Consider the following 18,219-nt stretch of genomic DNA (forward strand, 5'->3'; position numbering starts at 1 on the left):
CAAACGCAAGACAAAAAAAAGCCCATCCGAAGATGGGCTTTATTCATTTATTTCTTTTGTGCTTAGTTGGCACGAATTTCAATCAAGGTTGAAGCCTGCTCATTACCACTTTCATCTGCAAAAGATATCACGCCCATGTACGGCAATGGGGATGACTGCAAATCACGGGTCATTAAAGTCACATTATTAAAGCGACCATCAATAGCACGAACCGGTGCAGCCAAGCGCGATGTGGCATTATTGTGCTGGTCCACAATCCAGAACGGCATGGTGTAAGTCACTTCTGCTGCGCCTTGCAAATTGCGCGGATGCACCCACACAATATACACATTACCTGCGGCTTGATTCGCAGCCGGAACCGGATCACGCAGCACGATGTCTTCAAACCCACTATTGCTGGTTGATGACGTGACAAATGAACAGCTCCATCCCTGACAGCGATAGACATATAAGTCCAGGATAGCACCAGGCACAGTCGCCAGCCCCTCATTTAACATGAAACGAGCCACTTTAGTTCCTGCAGGGATCTCCAGAATGTGAGTACCTAAGCTTGGCTCATTGAACTGGAAGGTTCCATCTGGATCCTGTGGAATGGTTCTGGAGCTAGCAAAAGGTGCAGACAATCCAACCATAGAAGCTGACGTACGACCGCTGTAGTTCATCAACACAGGGAAGCTTACCCGGCCAGAGCTGGCAGCAACCTGCGCAGAAATCACCTCAGGTGCTTCGATCAGTGTTGGTGGGATGGCTTTGATGGCGATTGGGCTACGCACATCGAATTGACCGTTGCTCAACGTCACTGAACCAAACTTCCAGGTTTCGTAATCAGTTGAGGATGTAGTTTCAAATTTAATGGCGTAGGCAGCCTGGCCATTGGCAGGAACTTCCAGCTGAGAGGATGGTACCCACTCGCCTAAGGCATTGAGCGTTAATGCAGTAGCCTGAATTCCGGCGGGCGCATCAATCTGAATGGTATAAGTAGTGCTAAAGCCTGATACGTCAGTGACTTCGCGATAAACAACGCGACTGACATCCAACTCGGCAATACCAATGGATGGCATATTCAATTGGCTAGCCTCGAAGTCGTATCCCATGTTGGCAAAAGCATCGCAGCTAAAGCCTGAGGCATTCGATACAAAGCTTTGCGCACCCAAACCACACAAGAATGCAAAGTAATGCGTAGTATCAACGTTATACACCAGACCAGGATTAGCAGCACTGGCAGGAACCGCATGGCCGGCACCAAAGTCAAAAGGATCAGCCGCAGTGACACCATTTTGTTTCACCACATTTTGACGTGCTGTCGTCATCAGTGCGGATTTGATCATCGCTGGTGACCAATTCGGGTTTGACTCCTTAAGTAAAGCAGCCATACCAGCAATATGCGGGCTGGACATTGAAGTACCCTGCAAGTAAACGAAAGGTACGTCATTGGCACCTAACATCCGCTCTTCAGAGCCTGCTGCCAGGATGCGAACACCCGGAGCGGTAATATCAGGTTTGATGATATCGAACGAAGCCAGGTTTGGACCACGCGATGAAAATCCTGCCATAATATTGCCAACTTCAGTTTGCGGTACCAAGGCCCCCGCCACAAACCGAACCGCAATATCTTCTCCGGCTTCACTAGCTTCAAGTAACGCCAAACCATGAGCACGGCTAATCATAAAGCCAGGGATTGAGAAGCTACCATTACCACCCATCACAAAAGGTGCAGTGTTATCACTGTTAAGCACAATGGCGCCAACAGCACCTGCGGCCTGTGCAGCTGCCAACTTGTTATCAAAAGGACAAACACCGCGTTGCATCAAAACAATTTTGCCTTCGAGCTCTGCCGCATTGTCCACACCATCACATGCCAGAATCGGGCTAGCCACGGCTAAATCGGCAGCTACTTCGCCTACCTGAAACAGCGGCGTCGTGGTAGCAGCTTCCACAGCTGGATAATTGCCCGTTACTGAACCACCGGTTACATCAATGGCAGCACCACCAACAACGACGCTGGTTCCATCATAGGTTGAAGCAGCAACACTCATAACCCAAGGTGCTGGCGTACCCACTGTGCCTGCTCCTGGGCCACTATTGCCTGCTGAAACGGATACAAAAACACCAGCTTGGGTAGCACGCAACTTGGCCGCCGCAGCTAAGGTGGTTAAATCCGTTAAACTACCACCAATAGAGTAGTTAATTACATCCACGCCATCGGCGACTGCGGCATCAATCGCAGCCATGGTATCACCAAAGAAACAGCCACGCTCTGGGTTACCTTCAGGGCTTACGTAGCTGCTGTTCCAGCAAGCTTTGTAAGTAGCAATACGAGCTCTTGGTGCCACACCAGTCACAAAGCCGGCAGGCTGGCCGTTGATCGTTGCCATAACCCCTTCATTACCAGCAGCAGTCGACGCTACATGGGTGCCGTGGTTGTCTGGATCACGGGGCGACACAAACTCACCAGGTTGCAAGTTATAAACGGAGGTAAAAGCACTATTAAAGTAACGAGCACCCACCATTTTTCCATTACAGAAGAAGGTATCATCTTCACCGGTATCACAGACGCCGTTCCAGTTGTCCAATGGCGCATAAGAGCCGTCATCAGCAAAGCTTTCACTTTCTGGCCAAATGCCGGTATCCACGATACCGATCACCACATTCTCGCCTTTAACACCCAAAGTATGCTGCCCATTGGCACCGTTTAAGCCCAGAAACTCTGGCGTATTGGAGGTATCAAGCTGCATCGGCTCGTCTTGCCATACCCCAACGACATCCGGATGTTGACGAAGACGCTGCACTTCGTCTGCCGTTAAGGTTGCTGAAAAACCATTGAAGGTGTGGGTATAGGAATACAGCACATTCGAAATGCCCATCTGAGCAGCAAGGTTCTGATGGAAGTTTGTGACTTGCTGTTGGTGCGCTTGCATGGCAGCTGAGCGGGCGTCATAACGATTCATACCAGCTGTCAACTGTGAGTTAGGCCGCAGCTCACCTAAACGCGCTGCTTTCTCGATACCAGACTCGCCACGCACCTGAATGATATAAGGTGCGTAAGCAGCAGCGGCACCATCCAATTGCAGCAAGGCAGTATCAACGGATACTTCGTATGGATTTGCATGCACTACGGTCATAGCGCAAGCAGCCATAATGGCAGACGCCAGGATGGTTTTAGTACGTTTGGTTTGTATCTTCATAATTTTCACTTTTAGTTATATTTATACTGAACAAAGAGGTTGCCAGCGATTCCTTAACCCAAGCAGTCAGCTCCTGGTATTTGCATAACTATGCAGGGCGCAGCACAGGAAACATCATCGTAAAAAAAACTGACACAACTCATACAATAAATTACACTCTATGATAAAACAGGGCTTTTCTGGCAGCTTGAATTACAGGATCTGTCTATTGTTTAAACAAATGGCGGTAAAGCATGCAAAAAAAACGGACACCCATTCTTTATCAAAAAATTAAGCTCGACGGCGCAGCATCAGACCAAACAACGCCAGCAGCATTAATGCTAAAGTAGCTGGTGCCGGTACCGTCACATTTCCAAGTGTCATGTCAAAAAAGTCGCCGTTTGCGTCTTCAAAGAAACCGAAACCAGACTCAAAGAAACCTACAAAAAAGTCGCCAGTGTTGATATCTTCAACCTGAAAGGATAAAAACTGAAAGCCTTCAAATAAGTTCAGAGGGTTAAAAGCTACTTCAAAAAAATCAAAATCTAAATCTTGAATAAGCTGAACGCCAAAAAGTTCGAATGCAAACCAACTGGTACTGATATTAAAGTCACCGAAATTCTCACTTTCCGACACTTTGACGCTAATCGAGCCTATGGTTTGGAAGATGCCATTATTGTCGATCAATAACAGATCCTGCGAAAGAATAGGGGTAGCTTGCGTTGAAGGCGCTGTAAACAGGGCAACAAAGCCCAAAACTAGTACGGCAAGTAAAAGCTTTTTCATTGATGTAACTCCTGGATGGATTGATTTTAATTAGCATGCATGGTTGTTGCATAACCATGCCGGCAAATTAGAGGCAGAATGCATGCCAGAATCGCAAATTTTGCTCACACCTGATTATGTAAGACAATGCAAATACATTCAAAATGAAACGAAATCTTTACAGCTGTGTTCAAGACGAACCGAAAGAAAAAAGCCCCCTGGTGCAGGGGCATCAGGGGGCTTATCCGCAGGTCAAAAATCAATAGAAAGTTTTGCGGTCCGCTGCCATTGTGACAAGAAGCTCACAGGGTGCAAAACGCGCACCAAACTTAGCCTCATAGCTTTTCAATATGTCCACCAATTTAGCAGCGCCCAAGCTATCGATGTAACGGAATGGCCCACCTAAAAATGGCGGGAAACCAATACCGAAGATAGCACCGATGTCACCATCCCGGGCCGACGCAATGACGCCTTCTTCCAGACAGCGAGCTGCTTCGTTCAGCATTTGCACCGTGGTGCGCTGTACCAGCTCGTCGCTGCTTAGTTTCGGGCTTGGCGTTATGCCAAGCAGTGGGTAGACACTGGCATCGACCGGCTTTTTCCCTTTCGCTTTGCCACTGTACAGATAAAACCCTTTTGAGGACTTCTTGCCTTTGCGGCCATCAGCCAACAGTTTGTCAAAAGCCGCTGGAGCAGCAAAACGGTCACCCAGCTCACCCTGCAAAATCGGGCCAATTTTAGCGCCGACATCAATGCCCACTTCATCCAGCAAGGTAATAGGTCCAACCGGGAAGCCAAACTTTACCAAGGCTTTATCCAGTTTCTCGATCGGCTCGCCTTCCAACAGAATTTGCGCCGCTTCGTTCATATACAGTGCCAAAATGCGATTGACGTAAAAACCAGCCCCATCCTTTACTACGATAGGCGTTTTGCCTTGCTTACGGGCAAAAGCCACCGTGGTAGCAATAGTCTCCGGCGAAGTGCCTTTATGTGCAATGACTTCCACCAGAGGCATTTTGTCGACCGGTGAAAAATAGTGCAGGCCAATCACATTTTCCGGCCGTTTCGCTTTCGCTGCAATCTGGCCAATCGGCAAGGAGCTGGTGTTGCTGGCAAAGATGGTGTCTTCTTTGCAGTGCTGCTCAATATCCGCCACCATGTTCTGCTTAAGTTCCAGATCTTCAAACACCGCTTCTACCACCAGATCGACATCTTTAAAACCGCTGTAATCGGTGGTGCCAGTCATCAATGCCATTTGCTGCTGCAACTCGGTTCTGCGCATAAAACCACGCTTGGCTTTTTTATCCAGCAACTGATAACCATAAGCCAGGGCATTGGCGATGCCTTGTTGCTGAATGTCTTTGATGCGAACCGGCAACCCCGCTTTGGTTGCGGTCACACTGGCAATACCACCGCCCATCAGGCCGCCACCTAACACCGCTATTTTCCGCAGCATACGCGGCTTAGCATCACCAGCACCGCTTTCTTTTTTCATGTCAGTGGTGGCAAAAAACAGTGCGCGCAGCGCCTTGGACTCTGGCGTCATGCACAGTTCACCGAAAGTTTTGGCTTCAGCCGCCAGGCCCTGCTGCATGCCCTTATCGATGCCAGTGCGGATCACCTGCAAAATTTTAAGCGGTGCCGGGTAATTCCCATGGGTTTTCGCCAGCGTTTGTTTGCGGGCCTGGTCAAACACGATGCCACGACCGGGGCCGGTTTTTTCCAGCAACTTGCCAACCAGATTGAGCTTCGGCTCATGCACAGGCTTTTTACCAGACAGCGCCAATTGCACAGCTGCATCCAGTAATATGCTGTTGGGTACCATCGCATCGGCCAAACCGGCTTTTAATGCCTGCTTTGCCCGTAACTGCTTGCCGGTTAGCATCATATCCAGTGCTTTTTGCAGGCCAACCAGTTTAGGCAGACGCTGGGTACCACCACTGCCAGGCAGCAGGCCTAACTGCACTTCCGGTAAACCCAGTACGGTTTTAGCATCGTCACTGACCACCCGCTGATGACAGGCCATCGCCAGCTCCAGCCCCCCTCCCAGGCATGGGCCATGAATAGCCGCCACCACAGGTACCTTCAATTGCTCAATATCGGCGAACACTTGCTGACCTAAGCGCGCAATCGCCTCGGCTTCTTCAGCACTATTACATCCATCCAGCATAGTGATATCAGCGCCAGCAATAAAGGAGTCCGGCTTACCGCTGATAATCACCACCCCTTTGAGGCTGCTGTTTTGTTTCAGCTCGGCCAGTAAGGCGTTTATTTCATCGGCAAAGGTGGCTTTAAGCACATTCATGCGCTCACCCGGCACATCCATGGTGATCACAGCAACGCCATCGTCGCGCAGTTGCAAGGCAAAGCTGCTGGTGTTTTGTTCAGTCATTATTCGGTCTCCACAATCATAGCGGCGCCCAGGCCACCGGCAGCACAGGCCGTAGTCAAGCCTACCCCACCCCCACGACGTTTCAGTTCATGTAAGGTTTGCACCAGCAAACGGGTGCCGGTCGCGGCAAAGGGGTGGCCGTAAGCCAAGGAGCCGCCATTCACATTGAACTTGTCCATATCAATGTCGCCTATGGCTTTATCCAGCCCCAGCTTTTCTTTGGCAAACCTGGTGCTGCCAAACATCTTCATATTGGCCAGCGCCTGCGCGGCAAAGGCCTCATGCATTTCAATCAGGGTCAAATCGGCCAATGTCATGCCGGCACGCTGCAGCGCTATTGGCGTGGCGTAAGACGGCCCCATCAGCATGTCCTCCCAGACATCAATGGCGGCAAAGGCATAACTGCGAATGTAACCCAGCGGTTCATAACCCAGTGCCTTGGCCCGACTTTCGGTCATCATCAGCACAGCCGAGGCACCATCGGTTAATGGCGTACTGTTGGCCGCTGTGACAGTACCGTATTTGCGATCAAACACAGGCTTTAAGCGGGCATAGGAGGCTAACTCGGATTCCATCCGCACATTGTTGTCTTGCTCGAAAAAGGTTTTGTGCGGCGGCACATGCGCCACCATGACTTCATCGGCCATCAGGCCGGATTGCCAGGCTTTGGCAGCCAGGCTGTGCGAGCGATGCGCCATTTCATCCTGGGCTTCCCGGCTAATGCCATGAGTTTTCGCCATTTGCTCGGCAGTCTGGCCCATTGACAGGCCGGTGCTGTATTCGGCCACAGCTGGCGGCACCGGCAACAAATCTTTTAAACCCAGTCGCTTTAAAATACTCAGCTTTTGGCCCAGGGTTCTGGCTTTGTTCATATCCACCAAGGCTCGGCCCAGCGTCTTACTGACCCCAATTGGCAACACTGAGCTTGAATCCGCACCACCGGCAATACCAACATCTACCATACCAGCCAGCATGCTTTCCGCGACATTGGCTACGGCCTGAAAACTGGTGGCACAGGCGCGGGTCACGCTGTAGGCATCGGTATGCACATTCATGCCGGTACCCAGCACAATTTCCCGGGCAATGTTTGGCGCCTCCGGCATTTGCACCACCTGACCATACACCACTTGCTCCACCAGAGCAGGATCGATCTCAGAGCGGATTAGCAGCTCATTGACCACCATCTTGCCCATATCCAGCGCCGACACCCCATGAAAAGCTGTCGCCTGCTTGGCAAAGGGAGTGCGTAAGCCACGCACAATGGCAATGCGATCCCCCTGACGGTTTTTTAATTCGATTGGCTTGGTCATAAGTATCCTCATGGTATCGGTAACAGGTCAGACCTGATTCATCGTTCGATTGTAACCACAGTCGCTGAAAATTAAAACACCTGTTTTAAAATCCATGCATTGCAACCTGCTCTTGTCTTTTGCAGAATGAACCTTATATAAATGCATACGTCATAAATGCGTACGTCATAGCATAGCTGCTTTTACTCCCTGCACAGGTTAAACATCATTATGGTACAAGCTTTTACCGAATTGAAACGCTATCTCGACAGCCAGGTTCTGGGCCAACCGGCGCTGACTGAAGGCATACTGATCGCCCTGCTTGCCAATGGTCACCTGCTGGTGGAAGGCCCTCCTGGCCTGGCGAAGACCCGCGCCGTGAATGCCCTGGCTCAGGGGGTGGAAGGTGATTTTCACCGCATTCAGTTCACCCCCGACTTACTACCAGCCGATCTCACCGGCACCGACATTTATCGGCCGGAAACCGGCCAGTTCGAGTTTCAAACAGGCCCCTTATTCCACCATATTATTCTGGCCGACGAGATCAACCGGGCGCCGGCCAAGGTGCAATCGGCCCTGCTGGAAGCCATGGCCGAGAAACAAATTACCGTTGGCCGCAGCACTTACCCGCTGCCCGAGCTATTTTTGGTGATGGCTACGCAAAATCCGCTGGAGCAAGAAGGTACCTACCCATTGCCTGAAGCTCAGTTGGATCGCTTTTTACTGCATTTGAATGTCGACTACCCGGATGCGGACACCGAGCTGGCGATTTTGCAACTGACCCGGGGCGAAGCGCTGCAACAGACCACCCCCAAAGCGCCGCAAATGACCCAGGCCGATATTTTTGCCGCCCGTAAAACCATTTTGCAGTTGCACTTAGCACCAGCACTGGAGCAATACATCGTCGCCCTGGTGCTGGCCAGTCGCCAACCGGCCAACTACGATCAGCAGCTGAGTCAATGGCTGGCCTACGGTGCCAGCCCTCGTGCCACCATCGCGCTGGAGCGCTGTGCCCGGGCCAAGGCCTGGCTGGATGGCCGGGACTTTGTCACTCCGGATGACATTCAAGCGGTATTTCACAATGTGCTGCGCCACCGTATTATTCTGACCTATGCGGCCGAAGCCGAAGGCATCAAAACCGATGCGGTGCTCACCAAAATTCTTGAGCTGGTACCTGTCCCCTGACCATGAGTGATGTCAACCCACAGCAATGGCTGCAGCAGCTGGCTGCAACAGGGATGAGTCTGAGCCTGAATGAGCTGCTTTGGTACCAGCGTTATACCAAACTGCTGGATCTCAGGCCACAGCAACACATTCAAAGCAAGCTGGCTGGCAGCTACCTGGCGCGCAGCAAAGGCCGCGGCATGGAGTTTGATGAAGTGCGTCATTACCAGCCTGGCGATGATGTCCGTACCATTGACTGGCGGGTAACAGCACGCACCGGTAAAGCCCATACCAAGCTGTTTCGTGAGGAAAAAGAGCGGCCGGTCTTTATCTTGACCGATCTGTCCGACAGTATGCATTTTGGCAGTAGCCTGCTTTACAAATCAGTGCAGGCCGCCCATTTAGCGGCCCTGATCGCCTGGCACAGCAAAGCCACTGGCGATAAACTCGGCGGTCTGGTGTTCAGCGAGCGTCATCATCTGGAACTAAAGCCCCGAAGCCGCTCGGCTGGTGTGCTGCATTATCTGCATGCATTGCAAGCTGTGTTTGCTGAGCAACAGGGACGCTACGGCCTTCAGTTGCCGCAGGCACTTGGACAAGTGCGGCGGCTGGTACGGCCCGGCAGTTTGCTCTTCGTATTATCTGATTTTCAACAGCTGAACAGCGAAGCGCTGCGGCACTTAAGTGCGATACGCCAGCATAACGAAGTGGTCTGTGCATCGTTATTCGATCCGCTGGAAATGGCGCTGCCCATCAGTGCCAGTGGCAGCGCTCCGGTAACCGATGGTGAGCAATCGGCCTGGCTGGATCTTGGCAGCCGCAGTACCCGGCTGCGTTATCAAACACAGCAACAGCAGTTTTCTACTCAGCTGCAACACAGCCTGAAACAAGTGGGCTGCCGCTGTTTGCCCATAAGCGCAGCCGAGCCGCTGGTCAATCAATTGCTACGGAGCTGGCATGACTGAATCGCATCCTCTGCTGGCTGAGCTGGCCGATATCATCGAAACCGACACAGCCCCCGCTATGGGCATAGCGCCCGGCTGGTGGCTGGTGCTATTGCTTGCACTGCTAGCGGCCGCTGCCGTGGTCTGGCTGGCCAAGCGACGCAGGCAGCAGCTGCAAAAGCAAGCTGGTTTACTTGCCGCCCGGGCTGAGATGCAGCGACTGGTGGCGCTCGAAACCATTGACCCTGCGGCCATCAACCAATTGCTAAAGCGGCTGATCCGTCACTATGCACCGAACAGCCCTCTACTTAGTTGCAGCACTGAGGAATGGCAGCAGTTTTTACAGGCACAGGATACAACGCTCACCTGGCCCGATCTCAACCGCCTGCTGTATCAGCCCACACCAGATTCTGCCGATGTCAGGCACTTTTCCGACTGCGCCAAAAAATGGCTGGATCAGCAAAGTATTCAGCAGTTGCAACAAGTCGCGCAGCGGCAACCACTCAGTGGAGGTGCGGATGTTTGAACTAAGCTGGCCCTGGTTGCTGCTGTTACTCCCTCTGCCGCTGCTGTTCAAAAGCAGCGCGGTTGCGGCTGGCCGGACACTGAAACTGAAACCCTTGATGCAGGTAGCCGGACAAAGCCAGCGCAACCCAAGCCGATGGCGACAAGCTGGCACCTGGCTGGCAGGCCTGATTTGGCTAGCCCTGGTGCTGGCAGCAGCTGAGCCGCGCTGGTATGGCGAGCCGGTCGAGATCCCACAACAAGCCCGTGATATTATGGTGGTGCTTGATTTATCCGGCTCGATGGAAATTGAAGACATGCAGTGGCAGGGCCGGCCCATCAATCGCATTCAGGCGGTGCAACTCCTGACCAAGGAGTTTTTACAACGCCGGCAAGGCGACCGGGTAGGGCTGATCCTGTTTGCCGATGCGGCTTACCAACTAACCCCATTGACTCTGGATTTAACCACGGTACAAACCATGCTGGATGAGATCGTGGTTGGCATGGCGGGCCGGCGAACTGCCATTGGCGAAGGCATAGGCCTGGCGGTGAAACGTTTTAACGAGCTGGAAAGCTCCAACAAAGTGATCGTATTTTTAAGCGATGGCGCCAGCAACACCGGCAATATCGGCCCGGAAGAATCACTGCAATTAGCCAAGGCTGCCGGTGTTCGAATTCATACCGTCGGCATCGGGGCAGAAGAAATGGTGCAACAGGGCTTGTTTGGCCCGCGCGTAGTGAATCCGTCACACGACCTGGATGAGCCCTTGTTGATCCGTATGGCCGAAGAAACCGGTGGCGCTTATTTTAGGGCCCGCAACATGCAGGAATTTGAGCGCATGTACCAGTTGCTGGACGAACTGGAGCCAATTGAACGTGAAACCTTAAGTTACCGGCCGCAGCGCAGCCTGGTGCATTGGCCACTAGCTGTGGCCTTGCTACTCTCGCTGTGGCTGGCCGCACTACAAATTCGTTGGCAGGAGCTGTTGTATGCCAATCGCTGATCTCTACTGGCTAAGGCCTTACTGGTTATTAAGCCTGCTCCCGTTACTGATCATCTTGGTCCTGCTCTGGCGTTACCGCCAGCAACAAAGTCCCTGGCAAAAGCTGATCGCACCCCATCTGCAAAAGCACCTGCTCGGGAAGGGAGCTGTGTCGCTGTCCCCCTGGTCGCTGCCCCTACTGGCCCTCTGCTGGTTGTTGGCGGCCATTGCCCTGGCTGGTCCCAGCTGGCAACGCATCGAACAACCAGCAATCACTGTCAACAAGGCCACGGTGCTGATCATCGATATGTCGATGTCGATGTATGCTACCGATATGGTACCCAACCGGCTCAATCAAGCCCGCTTTAAAGCACTGGATTTTATTGAAGCGTTGCAAGAAGGCGAGCTGGCCCTGGTTGCTTTTGCCGGCGAGGCTTTTGTGGTCAGCCCACTGACACCGGATCACAACAATGTTCGCCTGCTGCTACCGAACTTACGACCTGACATTATGCCAAGCCAGGGATCCAACCTGCTGGCAGCCTTAAAGGAAGCCGACCGCTTATTGCAACAAGCGGGCTATCCGCAGGGGGATATTGTCGCCCTGGTGGATGGCTTTGAGCGGCACAGCGAGCGCGAATTGTTTGATCAGGTATCTCGTATGCGGCACCGACTATCTATTATCAGCTTTGGCAGTGAAGAAGCGGCTCCGGTCCAACTGCCGGATGGCAGCTTGCTGCGCGATAGCAACAATCAACTGGTGCTGCCCGGTGTGCCCATTAGCCAACTGCGCCAACTGGCCCAGCGAGGTGGCGGTGTCTTTGCACAAGCGCGATTGACCGACAGCGATATCCAGGCGGTGCTGAACCAACCTGAGCGCCAGCAAGGACGCTCGGAACAACAGCTGCAAACAACTGGCGATGCCTGGCGAGATAAAGCGGTCTATCTGGTCTGGTTGTTATTGCCACTGGCCCTGTGGCTTGGCAAGCGCGGACAGTTACTGCTGGTTTGCCTGTTATTGTTACCACCGGGCGTGATGGCAGAGAATAACCGCAGCCTGTTTCAAACCGATCAGCAACGCGCGATGCAAGCCTATCGGCAAGGTGACTATCCACGTGCTGCTCAGTTATTTAGTGATCCTTACTGGCGTGGCCAGGCAGCATACCGTGCTGGCGATTACCTGGCCGCAGAGCAAGCCTGGGCAGCACTGAGCGATACAAACCCAGCCGCCAGTCACAGCTACAATCTGGGCAATGCGTTAGCCAGGCAGGGACGCTTTGAAGAAGCCCTAAACGCCTACCAGGCAGCTTTACAGCAAGATCCTACATTGGAACAAGCCAGGCACAATGCTGCGCTAATACAGCGCTTGCTGGATGAGCAGCAAGAGCAGCAGCAAGACGGCGATGACAACGGTCAAAGTGATGATCAACAAGAAGAATCACCACAGGGCTCGGACAGCAGCCAGTCTCAGGACGACAGCGCCGGTTCTTCAGATCCTGCCGCAGCGGATGCAGGCGCGGAGAGCCCTGAGCAATCAGACAGCTCTGAGGCTGCAGATGGCTCAGAGCAAACAGAGGACACCGATCAGCAAGACAGCGGCGAAGAACAACAAAGCGAACCTCAGCAAGCAGCAGACACAGATCAAACTGCAGCTGAACAGCAACAACGGCAGGTGGTGGAATCACCCTGGCCCGATGCCGATCCAGAACAACAACAAGAGCTGAATAACCTGCTGCGTAAAGTGCAGGATGATCCGGCTTTGCTGCTACGCAACCGGATGCATATTGAACATCAACGCCGCAGGCAGCAACAACTGCCGACAGGAGCCCGAGAAGAATGGTAAGAACCCTTTGTCTGTGTTTGTTGATCCTGGGTAGCTGGCCCTTGTGGGCGGCCAGCCAGCTCAGTGCCAGCGTCGATAAAAACCCGGCCATGGTTGGTGAAGCTATTGTGCTGGAAGTCACTGCAGATGCACGCTTAAGCGCTGATCAACTGAACTTTCGGGTGCTTGAGCAGGACTTTCGTATCACAGTCCCTTCGGTCAGCCAAAGCACCAGGGTCATCAACGGGGAAGCCAGTCACAGCACCAGCTGGCGTTTATCACTGTTTGCCCGGGAACCCGGTCGTTACACCATACCGGCTTTTGAGGTCGGCCAGGTCCGCAGCCAACCGATTGAGCTGGAAGTGATTGCTGCTAATGCGGCAGCCGACGGCAAGCCCGATGTATTTTTAACCGCCAGCCTGGAACAAAGCCGGCTGCATGTCCAGCAAACCGGCTACTATACGGTGACTATCCATTTTCGCGGCGACTTGCAACGCGGCAGCCTGACCGAACCCAGCATGGAAGGAGCGTCCGTGCTGCAGATAGGCCGGGATGAAGAAGGCAGCAAGCTGATTGATGGTGTGCGCTATCGCACCATTAGCCGCCGCTTTGCTATTACGCCTCAGCGTAGCGGACAATTTAGTATCACCGCTCCTGAGTTTACCGGCGAATTACTCGACAGAGACAGCAGCCGTAACAACTTTTTTGCCCGCACCCGTACCGTATTACAGCATGCAGAAACCATTGCGGTTGACGTCTTGTCCATTCCTGCCGATTTCCCGGGCGACTGGCTGGTGGCTGGCCTGGTCACCCTGCATGAAGAATGGTCTGGTGACCTGACTCAGCTGCATCAAGGAGAGCCCATCACACGAACCATAACCCTGTCTGGAGTGGATGTGGCCGCTAACCAATTACCGGACATCGACTTTAAGGCCCCAGCAGGACTCCGACTCTACCCACAGCAACCTGAGCGCCAGGGTGCCCAGCGTAATGGGCGTTTGGTGGCGCAAAAAACCTTTACCCTGGCGATGATCCCTACCGAAGCTGGCGAGGTGCACTTGCCTGAGCTGCGCTTACCCTGGTGGAACAGCCAGCGTCAGATGCTGGATTATGCCACCCTGCCGGCCCGAACCATCCAGGTATTGCCTGCGGCAAGTGCTCAGTCCGATGCAACAACATCCAAACTACCAACCAGTGGCGAAGCCATTACTCCCGAGCAAAGACCAGCCTCGCCCTGGCATTGGAACCATGTAAGCAGTTTGCTGCTGGCAGCCTGGTTCATCAGCACAACCCTGTTACTCTGGTTCTGGCGCCGGCCAAAAGCCAGTCAAGTATCCGTCGCGGCTCCAAGCTTTAATGCAACAGCGCTGAAAAAAGCCTGCCGGCACCACCAGCCTGAGGTGGCCCGTGACTGTCTGTTGTACTGGGCACAATTGCAACTAGATGCACAGATCCGAACGCTCAGTGCTTTAGCTGCGACTGTCAGCGAACCTCTGCGCAGTGAACTGCTATTGTTGAATAAAGCCCTCTATCACCCTGCAGCCGAAACCTGGCAGGGCGATAGTTTGTGGCAGGCCTGGCAAAGCTATCAACCAGACTCAGTTGCACAACCAGTACGCAGCGAGCTTAAATCCCTCTATTCGTAACCGACAGCTCTGCTGACACGTTGTTTCAGCATGGACACTCACTACAGCAGCCCCGCCGTTCATCCAGCGGGGCTGGCACTTACGGCCATTGCTTGCTAGCATGAGCGCTTACGACAAAAAAACAACAACAGCCTTTCAGCAATCAACAGGAGTGTATTTTGGAAACTGGCACCTTTATCTCCCTCGCCATTTATTTTCTTGCCATGCTCGGCATCGGCCTATACGCCTACCGTACCTCTACCAGCGATGTCTCCGGTTATATGTTGGGTGGCCGCAAATTGGGCCCCGGTGTCACCGCCTTATCGGCCGGCGCTTCCGACATGAGCGGCTGGATGTTGATGGGCTTACCCGGCGCTTTTTTTGTAGCGGGCTTTTCTGAAGTATGGATCGCCATCGGCTTGACGGTGGGCGCCTATTTAAATTATCTGATCGTAGCGCCGCGTCTGCGCACCTATACACATGTCGCCAAAGACTCCATCACCCTGCCCGATTACTTTGAAAACCGCTTTAACGATCAAACCCGGGCACTGCGACTGGTATCTGCCGTGGTGATTATTGTCTTTTTTACGCTCTACACAGCAGCTGGCGTCTATGCCGGTGGCACCTTGTTTCAAAATGCCTTTGGTCTGAACTATGAGATTGGCTTACTACTCACCGCTGGTGTGGTGGTAGCCTACACCCTGTTTGGAGGCTTTTTAGCCGTCAGCATGACCGACTTTGTCCAAGGCTGCATCATGTTTATAGCGCTGATTTTGGTGCCGGTGGCTGCCTTTCTTATCTTAGGTGGAACTGAACCTGTGATGCAGGAAATTGCCCGTATGGATCAACCGATGCTCAATCCTCTGCATGGGGCTACGGTGCTAGGGGTGATCTCATTACTGGCCTGGGGTTTAGGGTATTTTGGTCAACCGCATATTATCGTGCGCTTTATGGCGATTCGCTCAATCAAAGATTTTAAAGTAGCGCGCCGTATTGGCATGAGCTGGATGATTGTTGCTCTGATCGGTGCCATGCTCACCGGCATTATTGGTGCTGTCTATATGGCCACCCAAACCGGTTCGCTTGGTCCAGCCGCTTATCTGGATGCAGAGGGCCAATTGGCCGATCCGGAAACCATCTTTATTGTGTTGTCGCAAATTCTGTTCCACCCCTTGGTAGGAGGCTTCCTCCTTGCTGCCATTCTGGCCGCTATCATGAGTACCATTTCATCCCAGCTGTTGGTGACCTCCAGCTCACTGACCAAAGATTTCTATCTGGCGTTTATGCGCCGCAATGCGTCCGATCGTGAACAGGTGATGGTAGGCAGGATCTCGGTTGTGATCGTTGCACTGGCCGCCATTGGCTTATCACTGAATCCAAGCCAAAACCTGCTGTCTCAGGTAGGAAACGCCTGGGCCGGTTTTGGTGCCGCTTTCGGCCCGCTGATTATTTTCAGCCTGTATTGGAAACGCATGACCTATGCAGGTGCCTTAAGCGGCATGCTGGTTGGCGCTGGCACGGTATTGTTCTGGATCTATGCCCCGCTAACCATTGCCGGTGAGACCCTGAGCAGCTATGTGTATGAAATTGTGCCCGGAGCTTTACTCAGTGCTCTTGCGATTGTTGTGGTGAGCAAACTCACAGCAGAACCTGCCGTCAGTATTCAACAAGACTTTGAGCGCATGGAACGACGGCTAGAAAGCGATATGGAGTAAGACAGAGCCCTCAGCAAAAAAACACTGAGGGCTTTTTTTTTGCTTGTTTCCTCACGCGCAAGCAGCTATAAACTAAGGGATAGTCTGTGGTAGCAACCAAGCTACCTGCACAACCCCGAGGACCATAGTTTCTATGTATTTCTATGCGGCACGCCAACCGATCCTGGATCGAAATAAAGAGCTCTACGCCTATGAGTTGTTGTTTCGGGATAGTCTGGACAATGTCTTCCCAGATATCGACGGAGATGAAGCAACCTCAAAAATGATAGAAGGCAGCCAATTCTCTTTTAGTCTGGAAGATTTCCTCGGCGAAAAGCCTGGATTTATTAACTTTACGCTGGATACCTTGCAAAAAAAATACCCAAGGATGCTGCCCAAAGAGCAGATTGTTGTAGAGGTTTTAGAAACTATCCAGCCAGGCAAACGCCTGCTGGCTGAATGCCAGGACTTAAAAAGTAAAGGCTATGTCTTAGCACTTGATGATTATGAACATCAGAGCGTCTGGCGCCATTTCTACCCATTTATTGATATCATCAAAATTGATGTGTTAACCACCAGCATCGACACTATCCACCAAATCAAGCAAGCCATTGCCGATTTTCCACACATTAAGTTGCTGGCAGAGAAGGTGGAAACCAATCAACAATTTGAAACAGCAATGGAACTGGGCTTTGACTATTTCCAGGGTTTTTTCTTTTCCAAGCCGGAAATGATGCAAACCAAAGCACTGTCACCAGCGCAAATGACCTTGGCTGAATTATTGTATGAAACATCCAAGTCTGAAATGGATTTGACCACCATCACTGCAGTTTTCCAACGCGATATCAGCCTATCCTACAAGTTACTGCGTTACAGCAACTCGGCTATTTTTAAACGTCGCACTGAAATTGCTACCATCAAACAGGCACTTGTAGTGCTTGGTCAGGCAGAATTAAAACGCTTCCTGTCGCTGTTGTTTACCGCTCAAATCAGTAGTGATAAGCCGGCCGAACTGATGCGTTTATCCATGACACGGGCCAAGTTCGCTGAAGGCTTGGCCACACTGCATGGGACTGAAAGCTCCAAAGCGTACCTTACCGGCATGATGTCACTGATGGATGCGCTGCTGGATGAACCCATTGAGTCTGTCATGCAAAAATTACCCTTGGCGAAAGATATCAAAGAAGCCCTGGTTGAAGGCTCAGGTGTTCTGGCAGACTACATCAAACTAATGCAATGGTACGAACATGCAGATTGGCAACAGGCAAGCGCCCTGATAGAGCAGCTGCGACTACCAGCGAATAAAGTGCCAGATGCATATCATGAAGCAATAAACTGGGCCAATGAGCAAATGAAAGTGATGGGAGACAGCTAACTCCCATTCACATCTTCAACAGTAACTTCAGATGCGATCAGTGGTCAAACTGGACGTACTGTGCAACCTTCTCAGCCAGCCGTGGACCAATACCACGAACCTCCGTCAGCTGTTGCTCACTTCGAATAGCACCATGCTCAGCGATGTACTTCTGGATGGCCTCGGCTTTTTGTTGCCCAATCCCTGGGATCAAAGCCAATTGCTCTGCGCTCGCAGTATTGAGGTTGATTTTCTGCACTGCAGCAGTACTTTGGGCCTGGTCAATAGTCTGCTGTGGCTTAGCCTCCCAGGCAAACAATTGATTGGATACCAAGGCAACACAGGTCATCGCAAAAGCAAATACAACTGTTTTCATTGTTTTAAACTCCATTTAAGGTCACTGCATAACCTAAAAGGCAAGCAATCAACTCTTCTTGCCACCTGGCCCGCAAGAAAAATTACTTGGCAGCAACCAAAAAGTTAACCAGGTTGATATAAATATAACCAATAAAACAAATAGAT

The 18,219-nt window shown here is 52.1% G+C and carries 13 protein-coding genes; 8 read left to right on the plus strand and 5 right to left on the minus strand.

Annotated features, from left to right (window positions below):
- Window positions 1-62: 62 nt before the first annotated feature.
- The 4 genes from BLW37_RS09170 to fadI all read right to left on the minus strand — a co-directional run bounded on the left by BLW37_RS09170 (window position 63) and on the right by fadI (window position 7,631).
- A complete protein-coding gene (locus BLW37_RS09170; RefSeq protein WP_091342569.1) occupies window positions 63-3,185 on the minus strand; it encodes a S8 family serine peptidase in 3,123 nt (1,040 codons plus the stop codon).
- Window positions 3,186-3,455: 270 nt separating this feature from the next.
- Entirely contained in the window at window positions 3,456-3,950 is a 495-nt protein-coding gene (locus BLW37_RS09175) for a PEP-CTERM sorting domain-containing protein (RefSeq protein WP_091342136.1), read from the minus strand.
- Between the two features lie 238 nt (window positions 3,951-4,188).
- The gene (fadJ, locus tag BLW37_RS09180; protein WP_091342138.1) at window positions 4,189-6,321 is read right to left on the minus strand and encodes a fatty acid oxidation complex subunit alpha FadJ; all 2,133 of its coding nucleotides are present in this window, start codon (window positions 6,319-6,321) and stop codon (window positions 4,189-4,191) included.
- Window positions 6,321-7,631, minus strand: a complete 1,311-nt coding sequence (fadI, locus tag BLW37_RS09185; protein ID WP_091342139.1) for an acetyl-CoA C-acyltransferase FadI — start codon at window positions 7,629-7,631, stop codon at window positions 6,321-6,323. Before fadI ends, fadJ begins: the two co-directional genes overlap by 1 nt.
- A 210-nt stretch (window positions 7,632-7,841) precedes the next feature.
- On the opposite strand from fadI, the gene BLW37_RS09190 reads away from it, so the two are divergent.
- From BLW37_RS09190 to BLW37_RS09225, 8 genes are all read left to right on the plus strand, one after another.
- On the plus strand, window positions 7,842-8,795 hold the full coding sequence (locus BLW37_RS09190) for an AAA family ATPase (protein WP_091342141.1): 954 nt from the start codon (window positions 7,842-7,844) through the stop codon (window positions 8,793-8,795).
- A gap of 2 nt (window positions 8,796-8,797) precedes the next feature.
- Entirely contained in the window at window positions 8,798-9,739 is a 942-nt protein-coding gene (locus BLW37_RS09195) for a DUF58 domain-containing protein (protein WP_091342143.1), read from the plus strand.
- On the plus strand, window positions 9,732-10,244 hold the full coding sequence (locus BLW37_RS09200; RefSeq protein ID WP_091342144.1) for a DUF4381 family protein: 513 nt from the start codon (window positions 9,732-9,734) through the stop codon (window positions 10,242-10,244). Before BLW37_RS09195 ends, BLW37_RS09200 begins: the two co-directional genes overlap by 8 nt.
- On the plus strand, window positions 10,237-11,226 hold the full coding sequence (locus tag BLW37_RS09205) for a VWA domain-containing protein (RefSeq protein WP_091342146.1): 990 nt from the start codon (window positions 10,237-10,239) through the stop codon (window positions 11,224-11,226). The genes BLW37_RS09200 and BLW37_RS09205 overlap by 8 nt, the downstream gene beginning before the upstream one ends.
- Window positions 11,213-13,045, plus strand: coding sequence for a VWA domain-containing protein (locus BLW37_RS09210; RefSeq protein ID WP_091342148.1), 1,833 nt, complete (start codon window positions 11,213-11,215; stop codon window positions 13,043-13,045). The genes BLW37_RS09205 and BLW37_RS09210 overlap by 14 nt, the downstream gene beginning before the upstream one ends.
- On the plus strand, window positions 13,039-14,670 hold the full coding sequence (locus tag BLW37_RS09215; RefSeq protein ID WP_091342150.1) for a BatD family protein: 1,632 nt from the start codon (window positions 13,039-13,041) through the stop codon (window positions 14,668-14,670). The genes BLW37_RS09210 and BLW37_RS09215 overlap by 7 nt, the downstream gene beginning before the upstream one ends.
- A 158-nt stretch (window positions 14,671-14,828) precedes the next feature.
- Window positions 14,829-16,364: a sodium/proline symporter PutP gene (putP, locus tag BLW37_RS09220; protein WP_091342151.1), complete on the plus strand. Its 1,536-nt coding sequence runs from the start codon at window positions 14,829-14,831 to the stop codon at window positions 16,362-16,364.
- Between the two features lie 133 nt (window positions 16,365-16,497).
- On the plus strand, window positions 16,498-17,718 hold the full coding sequence (locus tag BLW37_RS09225; RefSeq protein WP_091342153.1) for an EAL and HDOD domain-containing protein: 1,221 nt from the start codon (window positions 16,498-16,500) through the stop codon (window positions 17,716-17,718).
- A 37-nt stretch (window positions 17,719-17,755) separates the two neighbouring features.
- On the opposite strand, the gene BLW37_RS09230 is transcribed toward BLW37_RS09225, so the two are convergent.
- Complete coding sequence (locus BLW37_RS09230; protein ID WP_091342571.1) at window positions 17,756-18,073, minus strand: ComEA family DNA-binding protein; 318 nt, start codon at window positions 18,071-18,073, stop codon at window positions 17,756-17,758.
- Window positions 18,074-18,219: the final 146 nt, after the last annotated feature.

It is taken from the genome of Alkalimonas amylolytica (assembly GCF_900107845.1).
GTDB classification, from domain to species: domain Bacteria; phylum Pseudomonadota; class Gammaproteobacteria; order Enterobacterales; family Alteromonadaceae; genus Alkalimonas; species Alkalimonas amylolytica.